Below are 20543 nucleotides of genomic sequence, written 5' to 3'. Positions count from 1 at the left end.
CATTAAGCGTCAGACATGCGGATGTGGCGGAATAGGCAGACGCACAGGATTCAAAATCCTGCGGTGGTGACATCGTGTGGGTTCGACTCCCACCATCCGCACTGCTTTGAGAGATATATGTATTTTTATTTGTAAGGTCGTACATCACTATGTACACCACTCATATAAAAAATACATATTTTTTTTATATAAAAAAACATCCATTAATTCCTGATTGCCTAGAATCAGCATAAACAAAAGCAATAGAAAAAAGACCGATAAACGGTCTTTTACATATACTTCTTGTTTCCCCACATATTACATTTTTTTAACTCTAGGTACTCCGCATAAGCTTGTTCCAATATCTGCTTTTCATTTGGAAATTTAAGCAAGTGGTAGGCTTCATGGAATTTATAATAGCCTGAATCCACAAAATATTCTTCTTTTTGCGGCTTACTGTAATAATTGTAGGCTTTCATCAAGTACCAGTGTACATATTTTAGTACGGTATCATTGGCAACCCGAAAGGAATACTGGCTTTTACCAATATATTTAATTATATTACCTTTAACGCCTGTTTCTTCTTGCACTTCACGTAGAGCAGTGTCTTTATACTCTTCGCCTTCTTCGACAGTACCTTTGGGTAAGACCCATCCTTCGTATCTGCCTTTGTAATTCTTATAGAGTAATAGAATTTTTCCTCTGTGGATTACCACCCCGCCACAACTTACTGCTTCAGTCATTGTATGCCTCCTTGTAATTGGGTGCTAATCTAGATTAAGTCTTACATAGAGTATACATTCTTTTATGTGTTCACGCAACAAATTTTTCACTAATTCAATAAATATGCATCAAACAACTCTTTTGCGATTGGCACTGCGTTAGCACCACTGGACCCTGCGTTTTCAACCAGAATAGACACCGCTATTTGCGGCTCTTGTGCGGGTGCAAATCCAACAAACCATGCATGTGTCGCTCCAAAAGGATTCTCTGCAGCCCCAGTCTTACCTGCAGCGCTATAGTGGTCACTACGCAGTTTTTTTCCTGTTCCCATTGTAACTGTGGCTACCATATATTCCCGCAACGCTTTGATTTCATCAACTGTCAGCGTTGTCTCATAACCATTAGGTAATGTTTGTTCAACAATTTTTCCGTTCGGATTCTCAATATAATCAACCAAATACGGTTCTACAATCAATCCTCCATTCGCAATAGCACTTGTAATAATTAGATTATGCAAAGGAGTAATCATTGTTTCTCCTTGCCCAATAACGGTCTCAGCACGCAGTGCAGCAGACACATATTCCGGGAAGCCAAATTGACTTCTTTTATGGTTATACGCATAAGGAAGTGCTTGGTTAAAAAACAGATCATTGGCAGTCTCTTCAAGCTGCTCTGTTGTCACAGCCTCTCCCATGACCGCAAAAGCTGTATTACACGAATATGCAAAAGCTTCTTTAATGGATACTTCACCATGCGCCGTGTCACCATAACAATGAATTGTTTTTTCTGCAAATTGGTGCGCCCCCTTACATACATAAGAAAAGGGCTCTGAATGTTCACGTATATAGGTCAACGCTGTCAATGCCTTAAAGGTTGAGCCTGGAGGATATAATCCATTCGTCACACGATTAAGCAACGTTGCCTCTTTAGCATCTGTAGACAATTGGCCATATGTTTGATAGAGAACATTAGGATCAAAGTCCGGTTTTGAAACCATTGCTAAGATCTTACCTGTGGTCGGATCCATAGCTACAACAGCCCCTTTTCGATTACCAAGACTAGTATCTGCAATTTGTTGCAATGTATGGTTAAGTGTAAGATGTATATCGCTTCCGCGGCGCTCTTGTGCTTTGACATTGCGAAGCAATTGCTGTAAGAAGTTTTGGTTGCTATCTAGAAGCTGCATGTTTAAATCTGCTTCAATTCCCGTTTTTCCGGGATTCGTATAACCAACGACATGGGCATAGCTATTGCCAAACGGATAAATACGCTGTTGAGTATCGCCTTCAACTTTTGTATATGCTAGCACCTCTCCCGTACTATCATAAATGGATCCACGAATAATTTCTTTTTCAATAAATTCTAAACGCTTATTATAACTATTTAACTGTACATCTTCACTTTGAACAACGATAAAGAACATAAAGTATCCGATAAGCGCCATATAAAGGATAGTCATAACAACTTTTAACGAAATCAATGTATGGGCATTATAGCTATATTTTTCTTTTCGACATGGTAATTTGCTCATTAAGTCAATACAGCCAACCATACCTATAGAAGTCAATAACGATGTTCCTCCATAACTTACAAAGGGAAAGGTCACTCCTGTAAGGGGCACCAACTTAATGACACCTCCAATAATCAAAAAGCCCTGAAATCCAAGCATCACCGTCATACCAACACCTGCATATAGAAAAAATCGTCTTTTACTCTTTTGACATTGGGCAAGCAACATGATAATCAGCATATAAAACAAAAAAATAGTAAGAAGAACAAAAAAGCTTCCAAGTTCTTCACCAATTGCTGCAAAAATAAAGTCTGAATTTACTACCGGGATTCGTTTAGGCATCCCTTGCATCAATCCGGTGCCCATCCATTTTCCACGGGCAAATGCAAAGAGGGATTGAGTAATTTGATAGCCTTCTCGGTCGATATAATTAAATGGATATAACCATGAGATAATACGTACTTGAATATGCGAAAATAATTGATATGCAACAACGCTTGCAACACTTAACACACCGATTTGTGCAAAGGGCAACCATCTTTTTTGATAGTACATATACGACAAGACAATATAGGTAACAAAAAACAAAAGGGCACTTCCTAGGTCTCTTTGATATACAAGGATAAGAATAAGCATACCGCTATACATAGATCCTTTGACAAGTCCTAAGAAGTTTTTCTGACTGTGAAAAATAGCTGCCAAAGAAAATGCAAACAATATTTTTACAATTTCTGAAGGTTGAAATGTAATGCCTCGAATATTGACCCAGTTTGTCGCACCATTGACGGTTGCATTAACACTAAACAATAATGCCACCGATAAGATGATATATACCCATGTTAGTTTGTCCATCTTTTTCATGCGGCGAACGATTGCTAATACACCAACCATCACTATAAAGCCAACACATGCAAATAAAGTATGCTTTAAAGCAAGGTCCGGATCTAATCTGTGCAACATAATGGAGCCGATTAAATGAAGCATGGCAATAACATGCCATACAATCGGTTCGAGATAATTGGAAAGTTGACTTCCATACACAAACAAACCAATAGCAATGACGTTTAGACCTAATATAGTTAAGCCTTTTTGATCGACTGCATTATTAAAGAGAATATAGCCATGGCCCAAAAAGCACATAGCAAACAATATGATTTGCTCCATTGTTAACGAAGCTTTTTTTTCATCTGTTGAGAGTTTGTATGTGACCATTATATTCAGTGTGAAAACCGCCAACATAATAACATAAATATAGTTAAGCACAATACTTAGATTTTGCATAATCCACCTATTTTACACCGCGTTGAATATGACCTTTTGTCATTTTATTCTCGTCAAATCCAATCGTATTATTGCGATAAAGTTCTATCATTTTTTGATATACTTCTTCTTCGGATTCATACGTAAATTCAATGCGATGTTTACCTTTGAGTTGCTGTGTATAGTCAAGTAAATTCGTTGCTTTTGCATTATATATTGTTGTATAACAAAACTTACAATGGCACATGACATGCTGCACTTCTTGCTTACGGTCTTGTAGGGTCATTGAATGGCCTTTTGAAGTATAGTCACATTTTCCATAGCGGCTTTTATAAACGCAGGTGCCAGAGTGCATCAATGCAATGTGCCCATAGCTAATCCATTCGATGTCCAATTTTGGAGCTTGTTTAATGATGTCTTCCATTCCCCTTGCATTTAATTCAATAGACAGTGTGACCGTATCAAAATAGTCTGATAAAAAATTAGCACTCTCTTGATTAAAAGCATGTAGATTATAATCTGAGGCCAAGGGTTTCTGATATGCTTTTAACAATTCAATTTGTCCAAGGCTGCGTACTAAAAATCCGTCTATTTTTTGCATGTCTATTTGCTTAAAATCTTCTAGCATCTTTTTTTTCGATGCGGTCAAAACAACATGTGGTAAAGCCAAGTAAAATTGTGCCTTGGGCTCTATCGACTCTTTCTCTATTAAGATGCTATTGATTTCGTCAATACGCATGTCCGTATAATCAATATATATTCGCTCAATAATTGCCTTTTTTTCTTTTTGACAGCTTGCCTTAAGACCTTTCCATTGAGCCGTAGTTGCAATACGCACACGTATCTGAGGCTGGCTTCTTATCGCTCTATCTTCTTTTTTTAACTCCACTTGTTTTTGCAGTAAGTTTTTTAGTTGATAAGGCTTTCTTTGCTCCCATTGCATTTTAAGCTTATGCGCTTCTAATAGTGCTACGCCATCGCGTCGCAGTTGATTGATTGCCCCAAGAGGTACAAATCCATCACCACCCATTGACACATCAATCTTATTGAATTGAAACACTTGTTCATCCATTTTATTGATTTGCTTTTTTAACTGTTGTTCATCCAGAGGACGTTTTTTAGCCGGTTCAACAACAACCCCCTCTACATGAAAGGATTGTTCCATCCCTTGATCATCAATGAAGATCATATTCATAGTTAAGGGCTCACCAACATTAGCCTTCACCTGAACATCAACCCAAGTTATTGGCTCCATATGCGCCGCATAATAATCTTTTGAAAATGCCGGATCATATATTTTATATATCGGAAAACTGATTTTTTTATCTTTACACAAAGCCAGAATTTCTTTAACTATAGGTAGGTTTTTCTTAAGATTCAGTTGTTTTTGAGTCCAATCCATATCCAATGTACTTGTGGGATGTTCTGCCTTATGCATATATTCTGTCGGTACATGCCATTCAAGAACATCTCCCTTTGTCAAAGGTTCATGTAAGGTAAGCGTTAATGATTGCTTCTCAAGTCTTGCGCTTCCCACCTTCAGTCCAAGGTGCTTTGGATGCTCGATTGATATTTGGCTAGATGGTTGGGCATAATAATAGCCTTGTGTAAAGTCCCCGCGGTTATAGATAACCTTTAATAAATTGATATCTTTTTGTTCGACACTATATTCATGGACTCGATTCTCATGGATACATGTAAGTGCAAGTTCTCTATATTTTCGATATAAACGTGTTGCGTGAAATACATAATCGGCATTTTTCATCCGCCCCTCAATTTTAAAGGAATCAATTCCTGCAAGAATTAATTGCGGCAATATACTAAGCGTCATTTGATCTTTCATACTAAGAAAATATCCATCTGCATTATCCACTGTAAAAGGTAGGCGACAAGGGCCTGCACATTTACCTCGATTACCGCTTCGTCCTCCGTAAAAACTACTCATAAAGCATTGACCACTAAATGCATAACATAGCGCACCATGAACAAATGTCTCAACTTCAATGGGAACTTGAGAACAAATTGCTTCAACATCACCTAGTTGACATTCCCTTGCCAACACTACACGTTCAAATCCCAGTTCATAAAAAAAACGTGCATCTTCGACATTATGAATATTTAATTGGGTACTTCCATGAAGTATAAACGTAGGATAGTTTTTCCGTATATATTCAAAAACACCTAAATCTTGTATGATTAAGCCATCAAGACAAAGTGTATCTAAAAATTTTAACTCCGTATCTAATTTTTTATACTCGATATCCTTAATTAATGTATTTAAGGTATAATACACTCTTACATTACGTAAATGTGCATAGCGAACAATTTGGATCAATGTATCATGATCAAAGTTTTTTGCATAATCCCTTGCTCCAAAGTCAAGCCCTCCTAAATATAGCGCATCACAGCCGGCTTTGATTGCTGCATAAAATGCATCGATATGTCCCACCGGTGCTAATATTTCAGGGCGTTTTTCTTTACTTAACATGAAGCTCCTCCTATATTACAAATCATCATGTTCAAATAAATCAATGTAATCATCAAGTTCATTTTTCAACCTATCTGTTTCTTTTTTTAGTTCTTCAATTTGACGTTCTTTTTCATCAAGACTGGTTTTCACTTTAAAATAGTCATCTGCAATGTTAATCGCCAAAAGAACCGATTGCAAGCGTGTATTCAACTTTTTTCCGTTCTCTGAATTTTGAACTTCTTGCATTTTTTTATTGATATATAGCGCAACATGCTGTAAGTATTCTTCACTTTCATCACCACTTAACGTATACACATTTCCACCGATCAATACCTTCGACTCATTCTTTTGTGCCATACAATAACCCCCTTATAGTTTTTAGGATAATAAATTTTTATATAGTACTTCATTATAATCTTGATTAGGAAAAACGGACCATCCAATGACAGCTGAACATGTCTTCTCATCTGCTTTCATGCTTTGTAGCATTTCATCAAATGCTTGCTCTTCTTTAATTAGTTCATATGATATTGTCTGTTCACGGCTGATTTCAATTAAACACATCTTTACCACTCGACTAATTTCATCTGTATTTCCCTGTATAAAAAACTGTCGGATACCCTGATCTAGCAACAAATATATCTGCTCTTTTACTTTTTTACGAATATGTGCAATCGCTTCAAAACATGAAGAAATATAATCGACTAATAACTTATTATGATATTCTTTACCATAATCTGTCAATAGATACTCTACTTTACGATTTTTTTTGCGAATCGGCGTCATTATATTTTCTTCTTCATACTCTTGCAACATATGATTAACGGTCCCTAAGCTCACATCTAAAGCCTTTGCCAATACACGTTGATTAACATTTCCATCGGATTCAATGATATTTAATAAAATTAATTCTTTATCCATATATCCCCCTAATTATACTAATTATCCATAACTAATCCAAAATGTTTATAACAATAAGGTGTTACCATACGCCCACGCGGTGTCCTGTTTAACAAGCCTAACTGCAATAAAAATGGTTCATAGACATCTTCAACGGTATCTGATTCTTCTCCAATCGTTGCCGCTAGAGTATCTAACCCTACCGGACCGCCTTGATATTTTTCTATGAGCGTTAACAACATTTTACGGTCATTATTATCTAATCCTAAGGGATCAACATCTAACATATCCAACGAAGCTTTTGCGACCTCTTCAGATATTACCCCTTCAAACTTTACCTGCGCAAAATCCCGTACACGTTTAAGCAAACGGTTAGCCAAGCGCGGAGTTCCTCTTGATCGACGTGCAATCTCATAAGCGCCTTTTGCATCTATCTCAACATTAAGAACCTTTGCACTACGGTGGATGATTGTCGCTAATTCTTGAGGTGTATAAAATTCAAGCTTATGTAAAACGCCAAAACGGTCTCTAAGCGGTGATGAAAGGAGACCTACACGTGTCGTTGCTCCTACTAGTGTAAACTTAGGCAAATCTAAGCGAATTGATTTTGCCGCCGGGCCTTTTCCTATAAGGATATCAATGACATAATCCTCCATCGCCGGATACATAACTTCTTCCACTTGACGATTCAATCGATGTATCTCATCAATAAAAAGCAAATCACCTTCCTGGAGATTGTTAAGCAGCGCAGCAATATCCCCCGGGCGTTCAATAGCCGGACCCGAAGTAATTTTTAAATTAACACCCATTTCATGGCCGATTATGGATGCTAGTGTGGTTTTTCCCAAGCCAGGAGGACCGTAGAGTAATACATGGTCAAGAGGTTCATTACGTTTTTTTGCCGCCTCTAAAAATACACGTATATTTTCTTTAGCCTTTTCTTGCCCTATGTATTCATCAAGACATGTGGGCCGTAACGACGTTTCTATAGCAATGTCTTCTTCTATCATTTGATTGGTTATTAATCGTTTTTTCATGTCTACTCCTTAGCTAAGAAAATAAGTGCCTGCTTTATGAGCTCTGACGTTGAGTCGGCGTGTTGTGCATGTTTAATTGCATGAAGCGCCTCTGTCTCTGTATACCCAAGACCTGTCAAGCCCATCAAAGCTTCATCAATATACGTACTGTGTAACGTTTGTTCCGTTGAAGCGCTTAGCACTTCTAGATCAACAACTTTTAATTTATCTTTCAATTCGATAATAAGTTTTTCGGCCGTTTTTTTTCCGATTCCTTTGGCTTGGCTTATTCGCTTTGAATCATCTGTCATAATCGCAAGCCGTAAATCATCAGGGGTCAGCGTCGACAAAATACCAAGCGCTCCTTTAGGTCCTATCCCCGATACACTAATGAGTTTTCTAAACACATCAATATCGTCATCCGATATGAACCCATAAAGTCGTAGAACATCTTCGCGTACATAAAGTTCCGTATGCATTTTTACTTCTGATCCAATACTTGGCAGCTGACTTATGACGCTTAAAGGAACAAAAATTTCATAGCCAATATGTTGGCATTCTATAATTACTGAATCTTCACGCTTTGCAACCAGTATACCGTGAATATAACTTATCATAATAATCCTCCAGTGTTTCTTTACCTTACATTATATCCCATGTTCAAAAGATATACAACATTTGTTTGGTTGACATTCAATTGACATTCAGTATAATAAGAATGGTAATGTACAATTCACTATAAATAATTTAAACAAAGAGGCTATCCCTCGCTCCGCTATGCGGATTGTTTGCGGAAGGAGTTCCTATGGCAACCAAAGACCATAACCATTGCAATGGCGATTGTTCATGTTCTGAACATTCATGTGATTGCTCTGGACATGAAAAAGAAAGTATCACATTAACATTAGAGGATGATACAACACTCGTATGTCAAATTATTGATTCATTTACAATTAATGAACAAACATATATCGCTTTACTTCACCCAGATAATCATCGCGCGTTATTATATCGCTTTGATGAGAATGACGATCACTCAATAAATCTTGAGATGATTGATGAAGATGAGGAATTTGAACTTGTATCCAAAACTTTTTTATCCCTTCAAGATAGCCATTAATCAACAATAATCGCATCTAAAGGTATATCATGTGATTCGACGGGAATACTCGGTGTTTGTTGCCATTGGTAATAAACACCGATTTTTTTGTACGGTGAATGAGAAAACCGATGAAAATACGTATCATAGTATCCTCCTCCATGTCCAATACGATAATTCTTGTCATCAAAAGCAATCCCTGGAACAAGAATTAATGTATCCTCGTCCGGATGAACTAAGCAGCTAGTGCTAGGTTCCATAATCCCAAAGCGTCCTAGTGTAAAATTGTCCAATGCATTGACTTGAAAAAAATCCATGTGCCTTTTAGAAGAAGACTTAGGAAATGCGACAATTTTGTCTGCATTAAGGGCATGTTCTGCAAGTTCAAGAAGGTTGCATTCATTTTGATTTGGATAATAGCAAAATATTTTTTTTGCATGCAAATACCGATCGCTGTGCAAAATTTTCTTGATAATGGCCTGACTAGATATTCTAATTGTATCCTTTGATAGCATATTTCTTTTCGCTAAATATGTGGTTCGAATATTTTCTTTTAACTGTTTTGAGTTAGTGTTCATATTTTTTCTCAAGCTTTTGTTGTGTCCCATCTGGATATTGGATGGTCGTATTATTCAAAGTTCCTCTAAGATTCTTTCGGACTAATTGAATATATTCTTGACGCAACGTATGCTGTTCTTTCTTCTCAGCTTCTGTAAGTCCCTCTTCTTTTGACTTTTTATATAGTGCATTAATACGATTAAGTTTATTTGGGTTCATGAGATTCTCCTTTATAAATATTGTTTAATATATTGGCATATAATTATAATCAAATATGATACCACGAAGCGTCATCAAATGCAATTTTGATGTAGCCTGATATAATCATAGATAAATTTAACAGACACCGTTGCTCCTTCTTTAAAAACAAGTCGATATTTTTTATCCTTGTAATAAAAAACGATTGCAAAAGCACCTATACTTCGAAGGTATTGCATTTCTTTATAGGGAATAAATGTTTGAACATGTATTCCTTCTTTTGATATGACGATCGGTCCAATATAAGGACTTTCATCAATATAGCTTTCCATTTGACGACATTCGGGAAAGTAATCTATCTTATCCAACCGAGTGGCCTGCCATTTTGTCCATGTATTTATCTGCATTTTATAGGGTTGATTTTTTTGTTCAATCGTTCCATACATAGAATAAGAAAAACGTGTATCACAAGAATTACATATAAACTCATGCTTGTGGGATGTAAACGTATTAAAGGCGTTACATTCTGGACATACATATAAAAGGCGTTCAATATTTTCAGCGCGACGCTTGCCTTTGAACATGACATCGGCTTCAGATTGCCATATATAATCATCATATTCTATTGCTGCAGATAGATGCTTTTTAATTTGTTGGATGGATAATGTTTGTACATCTTGTGCTGAAAGGACAAGAAACGTTTCAATCTTTATCTGTCCACGGCGAGAGTGTCTTGCCCATTCTGGTTTAGATAAATAGCTTCCATATAAGCGCACACCATAAACCCCAACCCCCATCTGCTTAATCAGCTTTGCCATGGCCGGGATTGTCACTTGCTCATGGTTTTCCCATGTTGGTCCAACTTCCGGGAAAATACCTACAGGATGGTTTGCCAGCAAATGTTTTTGTATCCTTTGCACTGCCTCGTATTCTGTCATATGTTTTTGAAAAGGAATCATTTCAAAACGTTCTAAAAATAGTCGCTGTAATGTAGGCATCGGTGTATAGTCTTCATACAAAAAACGAATCAAACGATTAGAAAAACAATTAATAATCATCGAATCGATTCCACTAATATGTTGTCCAACAAGAACATAGGCTTCCTCTTGTGGAAGCGTATAGTCACCTTCTGCGACATTATATTTGTGGTAACAAATGATTTTTGCTAAAGGTTTAAGTCGACGATACAAAGTTTCACCAAAAAGTGTATTCAACATAGAAAAACCTCCATTATCATAGTATATTTATTATACCATCAAATGAAGGGGATTTAAATCTGATTTAGATTTCCTTTGCTTTAAATATGGTTCCAATCACTTCTCCATCTTGAATCTTTTGTAATACATAGGGTGTTTTTGAATTTCCGATAATCATGTCTATGGCTGAATTGTTGACCATCTCTGCTGCCATGAGTTTTGTCAACATTCCTCCTGTACCTAATTTAGATTTTGATACACCTGCCATTTCATATATAAAATCATCCACTTCATGCACAACCTCGACAATTTTAGCGTCAGGGTACACTTTTGGATCTTTATCATATAGACCATCGATATCCGAAAGTAAAATCAATAAATCCGCATCGGATAGTACTGCAACCATAGCAGATAAACGATCATTATCACCAAATTCGATTTCATCTGTAGAAACCGTATCATTTTCATTAACAATAGGAATGACGCCTATTTTAAGTAATGCTTCCATTGTGTTTTTTGCATTACGATAACGTTCATCATCATCAAGAATATCTTTTGTCAGTAATACTTGTCCCACTAAATGGTTATACTCATGAAATAATTTTTGATATAGCATCATAAGTGAAGCTTGACCAATAGCAGCAATTGCCTGCTTTTCCGGTAGTGTTGTTGGTTTTTTATCTAAGTGAATAGCGCTGATTCCTACCGCTTGTGCGCCTGAACTAACAACAATAATTTCTTTTCCCGAATTTTTTAAATCTGAGATTTGGCGAACAAAATGTTCTACACGCCGTAAATTAATATGTCCAGTCTTTTCATGGGTAAGTGATGACGATCCTATCTTTATTACAATTCGCTGTGCTTCATTTAAGTGTATTCTATGTTCCATAATCCATCCTTCTAAGTATAGAGTTACTTCCTATACTCATATACATATAATAGTTTTTATGATTTGCATATAGCAAATCATAAAAACATCATACACGAAATACGCCTTATATTCAATCCTTATTCTTTCATTTTATCTTTCGATTGAAATATTTTCTTTATCATCCATCGAATAACTTTATATCCTACAAATCCAAAAATAAAGACAACAAGTAAAATTGGGCTTTGTGTGATAAAGAATAGTGCCAATGCTTCAAAAAATCTTCCAACTGCTTTTACACTTTGTTTGAACCCATAACTCATTTTGTCAATAAAAGATGTTGGTTCTTCATCAATCACGGTCTCTTCAATGACCTCTTGTAAGCTTAAATGTACAGTGGTATAACTGATACGGTTTTCCAGATTACGAAACGAGGACATGTTACGTTCGATTTCATAACGTACATCTGATAATTCTCGCTCAAGTTCTATAATATATTCTAACTCATCTGCCGTCTCTAAAATACTAATTAGACGTTCTTCTTGAACTTCTAGCGTCTTGATACGTGCATCCAAATCATAGTATTGATTGGTCACATCATCTTGGTCGCTGGTTTCATTTAGTATATTGGCCCCAATGGTTTTAAGCCCTTCTAGAAAACCAACAATTTGATCTTTGGGAATGCGAATTGTAAAGTTTCCATATCGTCGCTGCGTATAATTCGCACGCATATTACGTCCCGAAATTTGTGTAGATTCATAGTATCCACTATGCATATTAATTAATTGATTTAACCGTGTCTGGGTCTCATCAAACGTTAATGTTTCCATTTCATAGTTATACGTTAAAATATACTTACGTGAATCATCTAGGTTCATACCTACCGGGACATTACTCGAGCCATCCACACCATAATTTTCATCTTCCATTGGTTTAGCTTCATAATCATCAACCGCATCATAATCCATTGATGTATCGCTGGTTTCTTCTGTCATGTTGCCGGCCTCTTGGTCCATAACACTCGAGCTCTTATCTCCTGATGCACATCCAATCATACTCATGAGTATGAGAACGATTCCCAAGCTCAGCATACTTTTTTTCATGCGTCCTTTCATCATAATTCCTCCCTTTTTTATCTCTGTGTTTATAAGGTTCTCCCTTATCTTTATTATAACACTATCTAGAACAATCCTAAATAGGTTTATGTTACACTTATATGACGAAATATTTTTCAATTTGTTCCCTTTTTACTTTGACATCTATTATATATCTGATACAATGTTTTTAATAAACAAAGAAAGGGAATTTAGGATGAATGACACACTGAAAAAACTTACTGAACAATTAAACGATCTTGACCATGATATGGCCGCAATTACGTATATGGAGTCACTTCTAGGGTTCGACTCAATGACAACCGCCTCTAAAGATGGTGTCTTTGCACGTTCCGAAGTCATTAGTTTTGTCTCAACCTTATATTTTAATACTTTAATTAATCCAACTGTTGATAAGCTTCTACACGAACTTGGGACGATAAGCCATCAGCTTGATCCTCTCACACAAGCCAAGTTCCAACACTTTAAACGTGAATACGAAAAAATCAGCCCTATTCCTGTTAAAGAATACGCTGATTATCAGTCCCTGCTTGTCGAGTCTTCCAACGCATGGGAAAAAGCAAAAAAAGCCGATGATTATAATCTTTTTGCACCCTATCTCGAAAAAGTTATCGAAACAACCAAACGTTTTATAAACTATCGAGGCTACACCGGACATCCCTATAATACTTTGCTAAATGATTATGAACCTGGTGCAACTGTTGAGATGCTTGACGAGTTTTTTGACGAACTTAAAGCGTCTATCGTTCCTCTAGTTCAACAAATTCAAGCGCAGCCTACACCTGAGACCTCGTTTCTAAACGCAACCTTTCCCATTGCTGAGCAAGAAGCATTTTCATTATATATTATGGAAGCACTGGACTTTCGCATGGATGGTGGCAGTTTATCCGAAAGCGAACATCCATTTACTCAAAACATGAGTCCAGATGATGTGCGTATTACAACCCATTTTCATGAACAAGATTTAATTAACCCTATTTTTTCGACTATTCATGAAACAGGTCACGGTCTATACGAACAAAATATATCCAAAGAAATTGGCTTTAGCTGTTTGGCAACAGGTGTATCTATGGGAATTCATGAATCCCAATCACGTCTATACGAAAATAATTTTGGACGCAATCAAGCTTTTTGGAAAAGACATATGCCAAAGTTAGTCGAATTGTTTCCAGATGTATTAGGGTCTATCTCTGTAGAGACCTTTATAAAAGCAATTAACAAAGTTGAACCTTCTCTTATTCGTGTAGATGCCGATGAGGTTACTTATCCACTTCATATTATGGTACGCTATGAAATGGAAAAAGAGTTAATGGAACACGCTTTTGATATCAATGACTTACCTAAGCGCTGGGCCGATAAATATGAAGAATATGTCGGTGTTCGACCAACCACCGATGCTAACGGTATTCTTCAAGATGTCCATTGGTCAGAAGGTCTATTTGGCTACTTCCCATCCTATGCTCTTGGAAGTGCATATGCTGCACAGTTTGAACATGCAATGCAAAAAGATTTAGATGTTTTAGACTGTCTAGAAGAAGGAAAAATGGAGGAAATCCTTGCTTGGCTCTCCTCACATATTCATCAATACGGCTCCACACAAACACCTGCAAAGATTATTGAAGGCGCTAGCGGCGAAGCCTTTAATCCAAAATTCTTTACGGATTACCTTACAAAAAAATATCAATCACTCTATAATCTTAAAGAAAGAATCTAAATTGAGTCTCTGGTCAATCATCGAATATTTTCCATTGGCTTTTACCGGAAGATCGTCTACATATTCAATTGTGTAGGCGATTTTTTCTTGTGTTTTTTCATGTAATTGCATCATTATTTTCTTCGTATCGTGATCACTTAAAGGATGTGTTACCACTAATTTTAAAACAACCTCTCCCACCGTATCTTGGTAATATTGATATCGAATAATCTGGTCAAAAACATCCGAATGCATATTTAATGATGTAAGTGATACAAAAGAATGGTCTTGATTAATTAAGACATCTTGACGCCACCGTCCATGGATATCTTCTAAACGTCGATGACTCCTTCCGCAGGAACAGGATGGTTGCATTGACCAACTAGCCATATCTCCTGTGCGGTAGCGAATAAGCGGCATCCCTTGATTACAAAATCCTGTAGCCACAATTTCTCCAACACGATCATCTTCGATAACTTGACCATTCTCATCGATAATCTCAATATAGCCATAACTTGGTTCTACATGATAAGCATAACTTTCTTCACACTCGCCGGCAATAACAAGCCGCTCTGAATGTCCATAGAATCCAAAGACACGACAGCCAAATATTTCTTCAACATATGCACGTTGTGTATCAATAATATTTTCACTAATAGCTAATATACCTTTGAATTTATGCTTAAGTTCTATCCCATTGTGCCCAATAAATTTTGCCAAAATAATGATAGCTGACATATATCCATGAATAAATTCCGGTCGATACTTTTCAATAACACGACAATATTCTTTAAGATTTTCTACATTCATATCAAAAATATTGCAGCTAAGTTCCTTACGCAGTGCGTCATATTGCCAGTTTTTGCCTTTTTGTGCCTGTTCACGAAAAACAGCTCCTCGAAGCACAAGACGTGAACTATTAGCCTTATAGCCTACACGCGTCCACATATGATTGATATACGCCCATTCTTTCATCACCGTATCTGCATCCAGGTAAAATCCTACTGGATTTCCAGTTGTTCCGGATGTCGTCTTATAAATCAACGTATTCTTATCCACATTTTGCGCAACTAAACGTTCTCGATTAACCATTAAATCTTTTCGCGTTAAAAAAGGGATATATTTAATATCCTTAATACCTGTAAAGTCTTCTACCCGTATATTCTCTTTGTCGAAAAGTTCGCGGTAATAAGGAACATGTTTATAGGCATGATCTATTAACGCTAAAAACAAATGATCAACAGCTATATCTTGCTCTTTTTTTGTCGCGTATTGATCACGTTCCAATTGCTTAAATTGCTGTTCAAAAACCTTTCCAAAGCGTTTAGACGCAGGTATAATGTTTGAAAGGTATCCTAAAATATTGGTAACGCTTAACGGTATCTTTGCATAGTACTTTTTAAGTAAATTAAATAAACGCATGGTCTCATCCTTTACATTAGACTCATTTATTAATTAGTGACTATTTTTTCTGCAATCTTTATTCCGTCAATGGCTGCTGACATTATTCCACCAGCATATCCAGCCCCTTCACCTGCCGGATACAACCCATATATATTACTCATCCCCTGTTCATTACGAATAATGCGCACCGGTGACGATGTTCTTGTCTCAACTCCAATAAGCCGCGCCTTGGGATGATTAAATCCGTCGATAATCTTGCCAAAGTATTCAATCCCTTCAACTAGTGCACATGCAACGCCAGAAGGTAAACATTCATGTAATGGGGCTTCTGTTAATGGATTTTCACAGGTGCTTTTAATATAATCTTCTTGATGTATCGTTGTATTAACAACTGTATCGGCTATGGTCTCACCTATGACATCACGCTTGAAGTTTACATAATCTTGTGTTGGTAAACTATAATCGCTTCCTGCAATTTTATATGCTTGTCTTTCCCATTTTCTTTGAAACTCAATTCCCGCCAAAGGAGAATCATCCTGAAAATCTTCCTTGGACACTGTAGCAATAATAGCACTATTGGCATTTGATGCATTACGAGCGAACAGGCTCATGCCGTTGCACACAACAGCCTCCGGCTCTGACGCACCATTAACAACAAATCCTCCTGGGCACATACAAAACGAATACACACCGCGTCCGTTTGTCGCTTGATAAGTCAACTTATAATCTGCCGCCGGCAAGTCGTATCCTATATTTTCCACTCCGTATTGTGCTCCATCAATCCATTCTTGAGGATGTTCAATGCGAAGCCCCACTGCAAAGGGCTTTGCTTCCATTGTAACATTTAATTGGTATAAGCATTCAAATGTTCGTCGTGAACTATGGCCAATAGCAAGTATGAGTTGATCGCAAGGAATCTTTTTTCTAACATCCTTTTTGATGTCAACACATTCAATTCCTATGATTTTCCCTTCGTTAATTATGGGTTTCTCAAAAAAGGTGTTAAAATGATACACGCCACCAAGTTCAATGATTTTTTTGCGCATACTCTCTACAATTTTAATTAGGTAATCAGTTCCTACATGGGGTTTATTCATATAAAGAATCGAAGGGTCTGCGCCATGTTCAACAAATGTTTCTAAAATAAATTGTTTTCGCAAAAATTTATCTTTTACCCCTGTATTTAACTTCCCATCTGAAAAGGTTCCCGCTCCACCTTCGCCAAACTGAATATTACTGTACTCATCAAGTTGTCCATTTTTAAAAAACTCTTGTATTTTATGTTGACGAACCGAGGCTTGCTCGCCTTGCTCAATGATAATTGGACAATGTCCATGGGTTGCTAACACATAGGCCGCAAATAGCCCTGCTGGTCCTGAACCGATAATAACAGGTCGTTGTGTAAGCGCTTCTTTTCTTTGCGGAAAAACATAGGTCTTCTTAGAATAACTAGTGGCATTTACCTTTTTTAGTGCAAGGCTATCAAGCACATCCATAACATCAGCAATCAGTGTATACACACCTTTTAACTGTGGTTTTTTTCTTGCATCAATCGAAAATTTGTCAATACACACACCACGAATTCTTGACTCTTGTATGCGCAGTTTCTTTGACAACATTCGAATCAACGTCTTATCGGAATGTAGATATCCTTTTTCTGGTTGAATCTCTATGACTATATTTGGTACTTTTATTAACATGGTTTTCCCTTCTTTTATCCTTGTAAAATATCTTGGCTCACAACAGCAGCACTACTTATAGCCCATTGTAGGTTATAGCCACCACAATCTCCATCAATGTCTAAAACTTCACCGATAAAGTAAAGCTTTTTTTGTTTTGTAGATTCTAGCGTTTGCGGGTCAACTTCATAGCAGCTAACGCCACCTTTCGTAACTTGGGCTTGATTCCAAATATACGTACTTTCAATGGTCTGCCAAAAATTCTTTAATCCTTTTGCTAGGGCATGCCGCTCTTTTTTGGTTATATTTGCCGCCTGTTTAAGGTGATCTAACTCCAGATACTTTATAAGCGGTATAATTAATCGCTGATTAATATATCCATTAAGCACCTGCTCCAAGCTACGAGTTGGAAATTGTGTAAAACGTGTAGTCAAATATGCATCAATTTCTTCATGTGTTTTTTCCGGAAAAAAATCTAAATGAACCGACAACGACATCCCCTTTTTAAGTAGAGGCGCAACAAGTGTTGATAATTGCAAAATTGTCGGACCTGACAATCCATACTCTGTAAAAAGAACTTCTCCTACTTCTTCACGAAGAACTGTCTGTGTCTTATCACAAACAAGTTGAGCTTTAGCTTGTACTTTAAGTCCTTTTAGGCTCTTATTATAGATACTTTTCGTTACTAGCTGGACAATGGATGGCATGGGTTCTATAATCTGATGACCAAAAGATTTTGCCAAAGCATATCCATCTCCAGTAGAACCTGATGCGGAATAACTTTTTCCTCCAGTAGCTATGATGAGGTATTCGCCATAAAAAGTTTGCTCTTGTCCATACACACGAAACTTATTAGTGTACTCAATATCTAATATTCGTTGATGATAAATAATCTCAACCCCAAGCTCTGTTGCTCTATATAATAACGCTTTGACCACGCTACTTGCCTGTAAACTCTGAGGATAAAGTTTCCCTTCTTCTAATTCGACCAAATCAATACCTATTGATTGAAAAAAAAGAACGGTCTGACTTAAATCAAACTGGGAATAAATATTTTGAAATATATTGACTGTTGATGAATGATAATGTTGTGAGGATATATGTTGGTTGGATATGTTACACCGACCATTACCCGTAACCGCCAGTTTTTTTCCAATTTTATCATTACGTTCAAACAAAGTGACTTTTGCACCGTTTTGAGCAGCAATAATTGCGGCTGTCATTCCAGCCATGCCACCGCCTATAATGATTATTTTTTTCTTTGCCATTCTTTTCTCCTATAAAAAACGTTTGAATTTATTCCCAAAAGGAATCTCTTCTAACTCTTTTTGATTAAATGCCTTTAATTTTAAAATACTAACTCCATAAATTAGAACTGCTAAAGGCAAAATGATAAGCAACGCATGTTCTCCTAACATCTTTATGGTCAATAGCTTGTAGCAAATAAGTGTAACCCCTCCCATAATCAGCGAACTCATCAATGGGGCAATAAGCGTTTTGTACATGTCGATACGAAACGGAATCTCTTGACGCACTGCTCGAAAATTCAAAAATGCAGATACCCCTGCAAAAATAATATTTGTAATAACAGCTCCGTATAGATTTAAATCAAAAACATACAAAAGAACAATATTAAACAAAACTTTTGTCACTAAGGAAATCAATGCATTTTTCACCGGGATATTAAGTCGATTTAATCCCTGCAATAGCCCAATAGATATTGTAGAGACGCCAAAAAACACAATTGAAAGCGACCCAATCTGTAAAATTGATGTGGTCATTGCCAAATGATCTAAATTCGTAAATAAAAGTTCTAAAATTGGTTTTGCATAAATCATAATTCCAATCATCGACGGAAATGTAATCATCAAAACCGATCGAATAGATAAATCAATCTTTTTTGCAAGTAGCTTTGAATCTCCACGAACCAGCGATGAGGTCACACTAGGAATGGATGCTGTTGCCATAGCCGAAGCAATCGACACAGGCAGTGTAATAATAATCTTATACTTTCCTTCTAAAATACCATATAACATTGCGATTTGATCTGGTATGTACCCATGAAATGCAAGCGCTTTGTTAAACATAATCGTATCTATAAGGTTGGTCAGATGAAACGTTGATGTTCCAATGACCATCGGAATAGAAGTCATCAGCAACAACTTCCAATAATAAAATACCGCATGATCTACATAAGGATTTTGATCACGCTCAATACGCCGTGAAATCATTGGTTTGGATGCAATATAGACAAAAACAATAAAAATCAATCCAAACATTGCACCAAATGCGGTTCCTAAACTCGATCCTGCTGCACCATACTCAAACCCATGCTTTAACAAAAGCATGGCAAGTACAATACTAAAGACAGCGTTAAACACTTGTTCAACAATTTGAGAAATCGCTGTTGGAACCATTGTGTTCATGCCTTGAAAATATCCTCGAAAAACAGACAGCATACTAAAAATCAAGAGTGCCGGCGCAAGACCTTGTAATGCAACCGCCGCATTAGGAATCTCAATAAAGTTTGCAATCATTTGTGCGCCAAAATAAAGGATAGCTGTAAACACAATACCAATAATTAACGAAAACACTAGCGAAAATTTAAAAATCAAATGGGCTTCTCGGTATTTTTTCTTCGCCAGTTTTGCCGATACAATTCTAGATATTGCTGCTGGGAATCCGTAGGAGGACAATATAAGCAAGTAGGAATATACCGTATATGCACTTGCATAGTATCCACTTCCTTCATCCGTTAAAATATTAATTAAAGGGATACGATATAATAGACCAATAAGCCGGACAATAAGTCCGGCTATGGCTAATATTGAACCTTGTAAAAGTAAGTTACTTTTTTTTGAACGATGCTCCATGT

At 36.7% G+C, this 20543-nt stretch carries 18 protein-coding genes and 1 tRNA gene; 3 read left to right on the top strand and 16 right to left on the bottom strand.

What is annotated here, in order from left to right; all coding sequences use genetic code 11:
* Positions 1–17: 17 nt before the first annotated feature.
* Positions 18–101: transfer RNA gene (locus tag QBE53_08345), tRNA-Leu, on the top strand.
* 168 nt (positions 102–269) lie between these two features.
* Here QBE53_08345 and QBE53_08340 read toward each other — a convergent pair.
* From QBE53_08340 to ruvA, 7 genes are all read right to left on the bottom strand, one after another.
* Positions 270–722, bottom strand: coding sequence for an NUDIX hydrolase (locus tag QBE53_08340; protein WZL83107.1), 453 nt, complete (start codon positions 720–722; stop codon positions 270–272).
* 89 nt (positions 723–811) lie between these two features.
* Entirely contained in the window at positions 812–3493 is a 2682-nt protein-coding gene (locus QBE53_08335) for an FtsW/RodA/SpoVE family cell cycle protein (protein ID WZL83106.1), read from the bottom strand.
* 7 nt (positions 3494–3500) lie between these two features.
* Positions 3501–5960, bottom strand: a complete 2460-nt coding sequence (locus QBE53_08330; protein ID WZL83105.1) for a DUF3656 domain-containing protein — start codon at positions 5958–5960, stop codon at positions 3501–3503.
* Positions 5961–5975: 15 nt separating this feature from the next.
* Positions 5976–6299 carry a cell division protein ZapA gene (locus QBE53_08325; protein WZL83104.1) on the bottom strand — a complete coding sequence of 108 codons (324 nt, stop codon included), beginning with the start codon at positions 6297–6299 and terminating at the stop codon, positions 5976–5978.
* Between the two features lie 21 nt (positions 6300–6320).
* On the bottom strand, positions 6321–6863 hold the full coding sequence (locus QBE53_08320) for a winged helix-turn-helix transcriptional regulator (GenBank protein WZL83103.1): 543 nt from the start codon (positions 6861–6863) through the stop codon (positions 6321–6323).
* 17 nt (positions 6864–6880) lie between these two features.
* Positions 6881–7879 (bottom strand): Holliday junction branch migration DNA helicase RuvB, encoded by a 999-nt coding sequence (gene ruvB, locus QBE53_08315; protein WZL83102.1) that lies wholly within the window; start codon positions 7877–7879, stop codon positions 6881–6883.
* 2 nt (positions 7880–7881) lie between these two features.
* On the bottom strand, positions 7882–8475 hold the full coding sequence (gene ruvA, locus QBE53_08310; protein ID WZL83101.1) for a Holliday junction branch migration protein RuvA: 594 nt from the start codon (positions 8473–8475) through the stop codon (positions 7882–7884).
* A gap of 188 nt (positions 8476–8663) precedes the next feature.
* Here ruvA and QBE53_08305 point away from each other — a divergent pair, with 188 nt between their 5' ends.
* The gene (locus QBE53_08305; protein ID WZL83100.1) at positions 8664–8978 is read left to right on the top strand and encodes a DUF1292 domain-containing protein; all 315 of its coding nucleotides are present in this window, start codon (positions 8664–8666) and stop codon (positions 8976–8978) included.
* Here the strand turns inward: QBE53_08305 and QBE53_08300 are convergent.
* The 5 genes from QBE53_08300 to QBE53_08280 form a co-directional block, all read right to left on the bottom strand.
* Positions 8975–9535, bottom strand: a complete 561-nt coding sequence (locus QBE53_08300) for a 5-formyltetrahydrofolate cyclo-ligase (protein WZL83099.1) — start codon at positions 9533–9535, stop codon at positions 8975–8977. The genes QBE53_08305 and QBE53_08300 overlap by 4 nt on opposite strands.
* Positions 9525–9734 (bottom strand): DUF896 domain-containing protein, encoded by a 210-nt coding sequence (locus QBE53_08295; protein ID WZL83098.1) that lies wholly within the window; start codon positions 9732–9734, stop codon positions 9525–9527. Before QBE53_08295 ends, QBE53_08300 begins: the two co-directional genes overlap by 11 nt.
* A gap of 74 nt (positions 9735–9808) precedes the next feature.
* Positions 9809–10930 (bottom strand): 1-acyl-sn-glycerol-3-phosphate acyltransferase, encoded by a 1122-nt coding sequence (locus QBE53_08290; GenBank protein WZL83097.1) that lies wholly within the window; start codon positions 10928–10930, stop codon positions 9809–9811.
* Positions 10931–10994: 64 nt separating this feature from the next.
* Positions 10995–11798, bottom strand: coding sequence for a glutamate 5-kinase (gene proB / locus QBE53_08285; protein WZL83096.1), 804 nt, complete (start codon positions 11796–11798; stop codon positions 10995–10997).
* 119 nt (positions 11799–11917) lie between these two features.
* Entirely contained in the window at positions 11918–12895 is a 978-nt protein-coding gene (locus tag QBE53_08280; GenBank protein WZL83095.1) for a DUF4349 domain-containing protein, read from the bottom strand.
* Between the two features lie 193 nt (positions 12896–13088).
* Here QBE53_08280 and QBE53_08275 point away from each other — a divergent pair, with 193 nt between their 5' ends.
* The gene (locus QBE53_08275) at positions 13089–14606 is read left to right on the top strand and encodes a carboxypeptidase M32 (GenBank protein ID WZL83094.1); all 1518 of its coding nucleotides are present in this window, start codon (positions 13089–13091) and stop codon (positions 14604–14606) included.
* On the opposite strand, the gene QBE53_08270 is transcribed toward QBE53_08275, so the two are convergent.
* Genes QBE53_08270 through QBE53_08255 form a run of 4 tightly spaced genes read right to left on the bottom strand, consistent with a single transcriptional unit; the run spans position 14577 to position 20541 of the window.
* Positions 14577–16007: a phenylacetate--CoA ligase family protein gene (locus QBE53_08270; GenBank protein ID WZL83093.1), complete on the bottom strand. Its 1431-nt coding sequence runs from the start codon at positions 16005–16007 to the stop codon at positions 14577–14579. The two genes, QBE53_08275 and QBE53_08270, sit on opposite strands and share 30 nt — an antisense overlap.
* Positions 16008–16036: 29 nt before the next feature.
* Complete coding sequence (locus tag QBE53_08265; GenBank protein WZL83092.1) at positions 16037–17689, bottom strand: FAD-binding protein; 1653 nt, start codon at positions 17687–17689, stop codon at positions 16037–16039.
* 14 nt (positions 17690–17703) lie between these two features.
* Positions 17704–18936: an NAD(P)/FAD-dependent oxidoreductase gene (locus QBE53_08260; GenBank protein WZL83091.1), complete on the bottom strand. Its 1233-nt coding sequence runs from the start codon at positions 18934–18936 to the stop codon at positions 17704–17706.
* A gap of 9 nt (positions 18937–18945) precedes the next feature.
* Positions 18946–20541, bottom strand: a complete 1596-nt coding sequence (locus QBE53_08255; protein WZL83090.1) for a polysaccharide biosynthesis protein — start codon at positions 20539–20541, stop codon at positions 18946–18948.
* Between the last annotated feature and the right edge of the window lie 2 nt (positions 20542–20543).

The sequence above is a fragment of the Vallitaleaceae bacterium 9-2 genome (assembly GCA_038396585.1).
Taxonomy (GTDB): domain Bacteria; phylum Bacillota; class Clostridia; order Lachnospirales; family Vallitaleaceae; genus UBA1351.
This window is presented reverse-complemented; position numbering and strand designations above follow the sequence as displayed.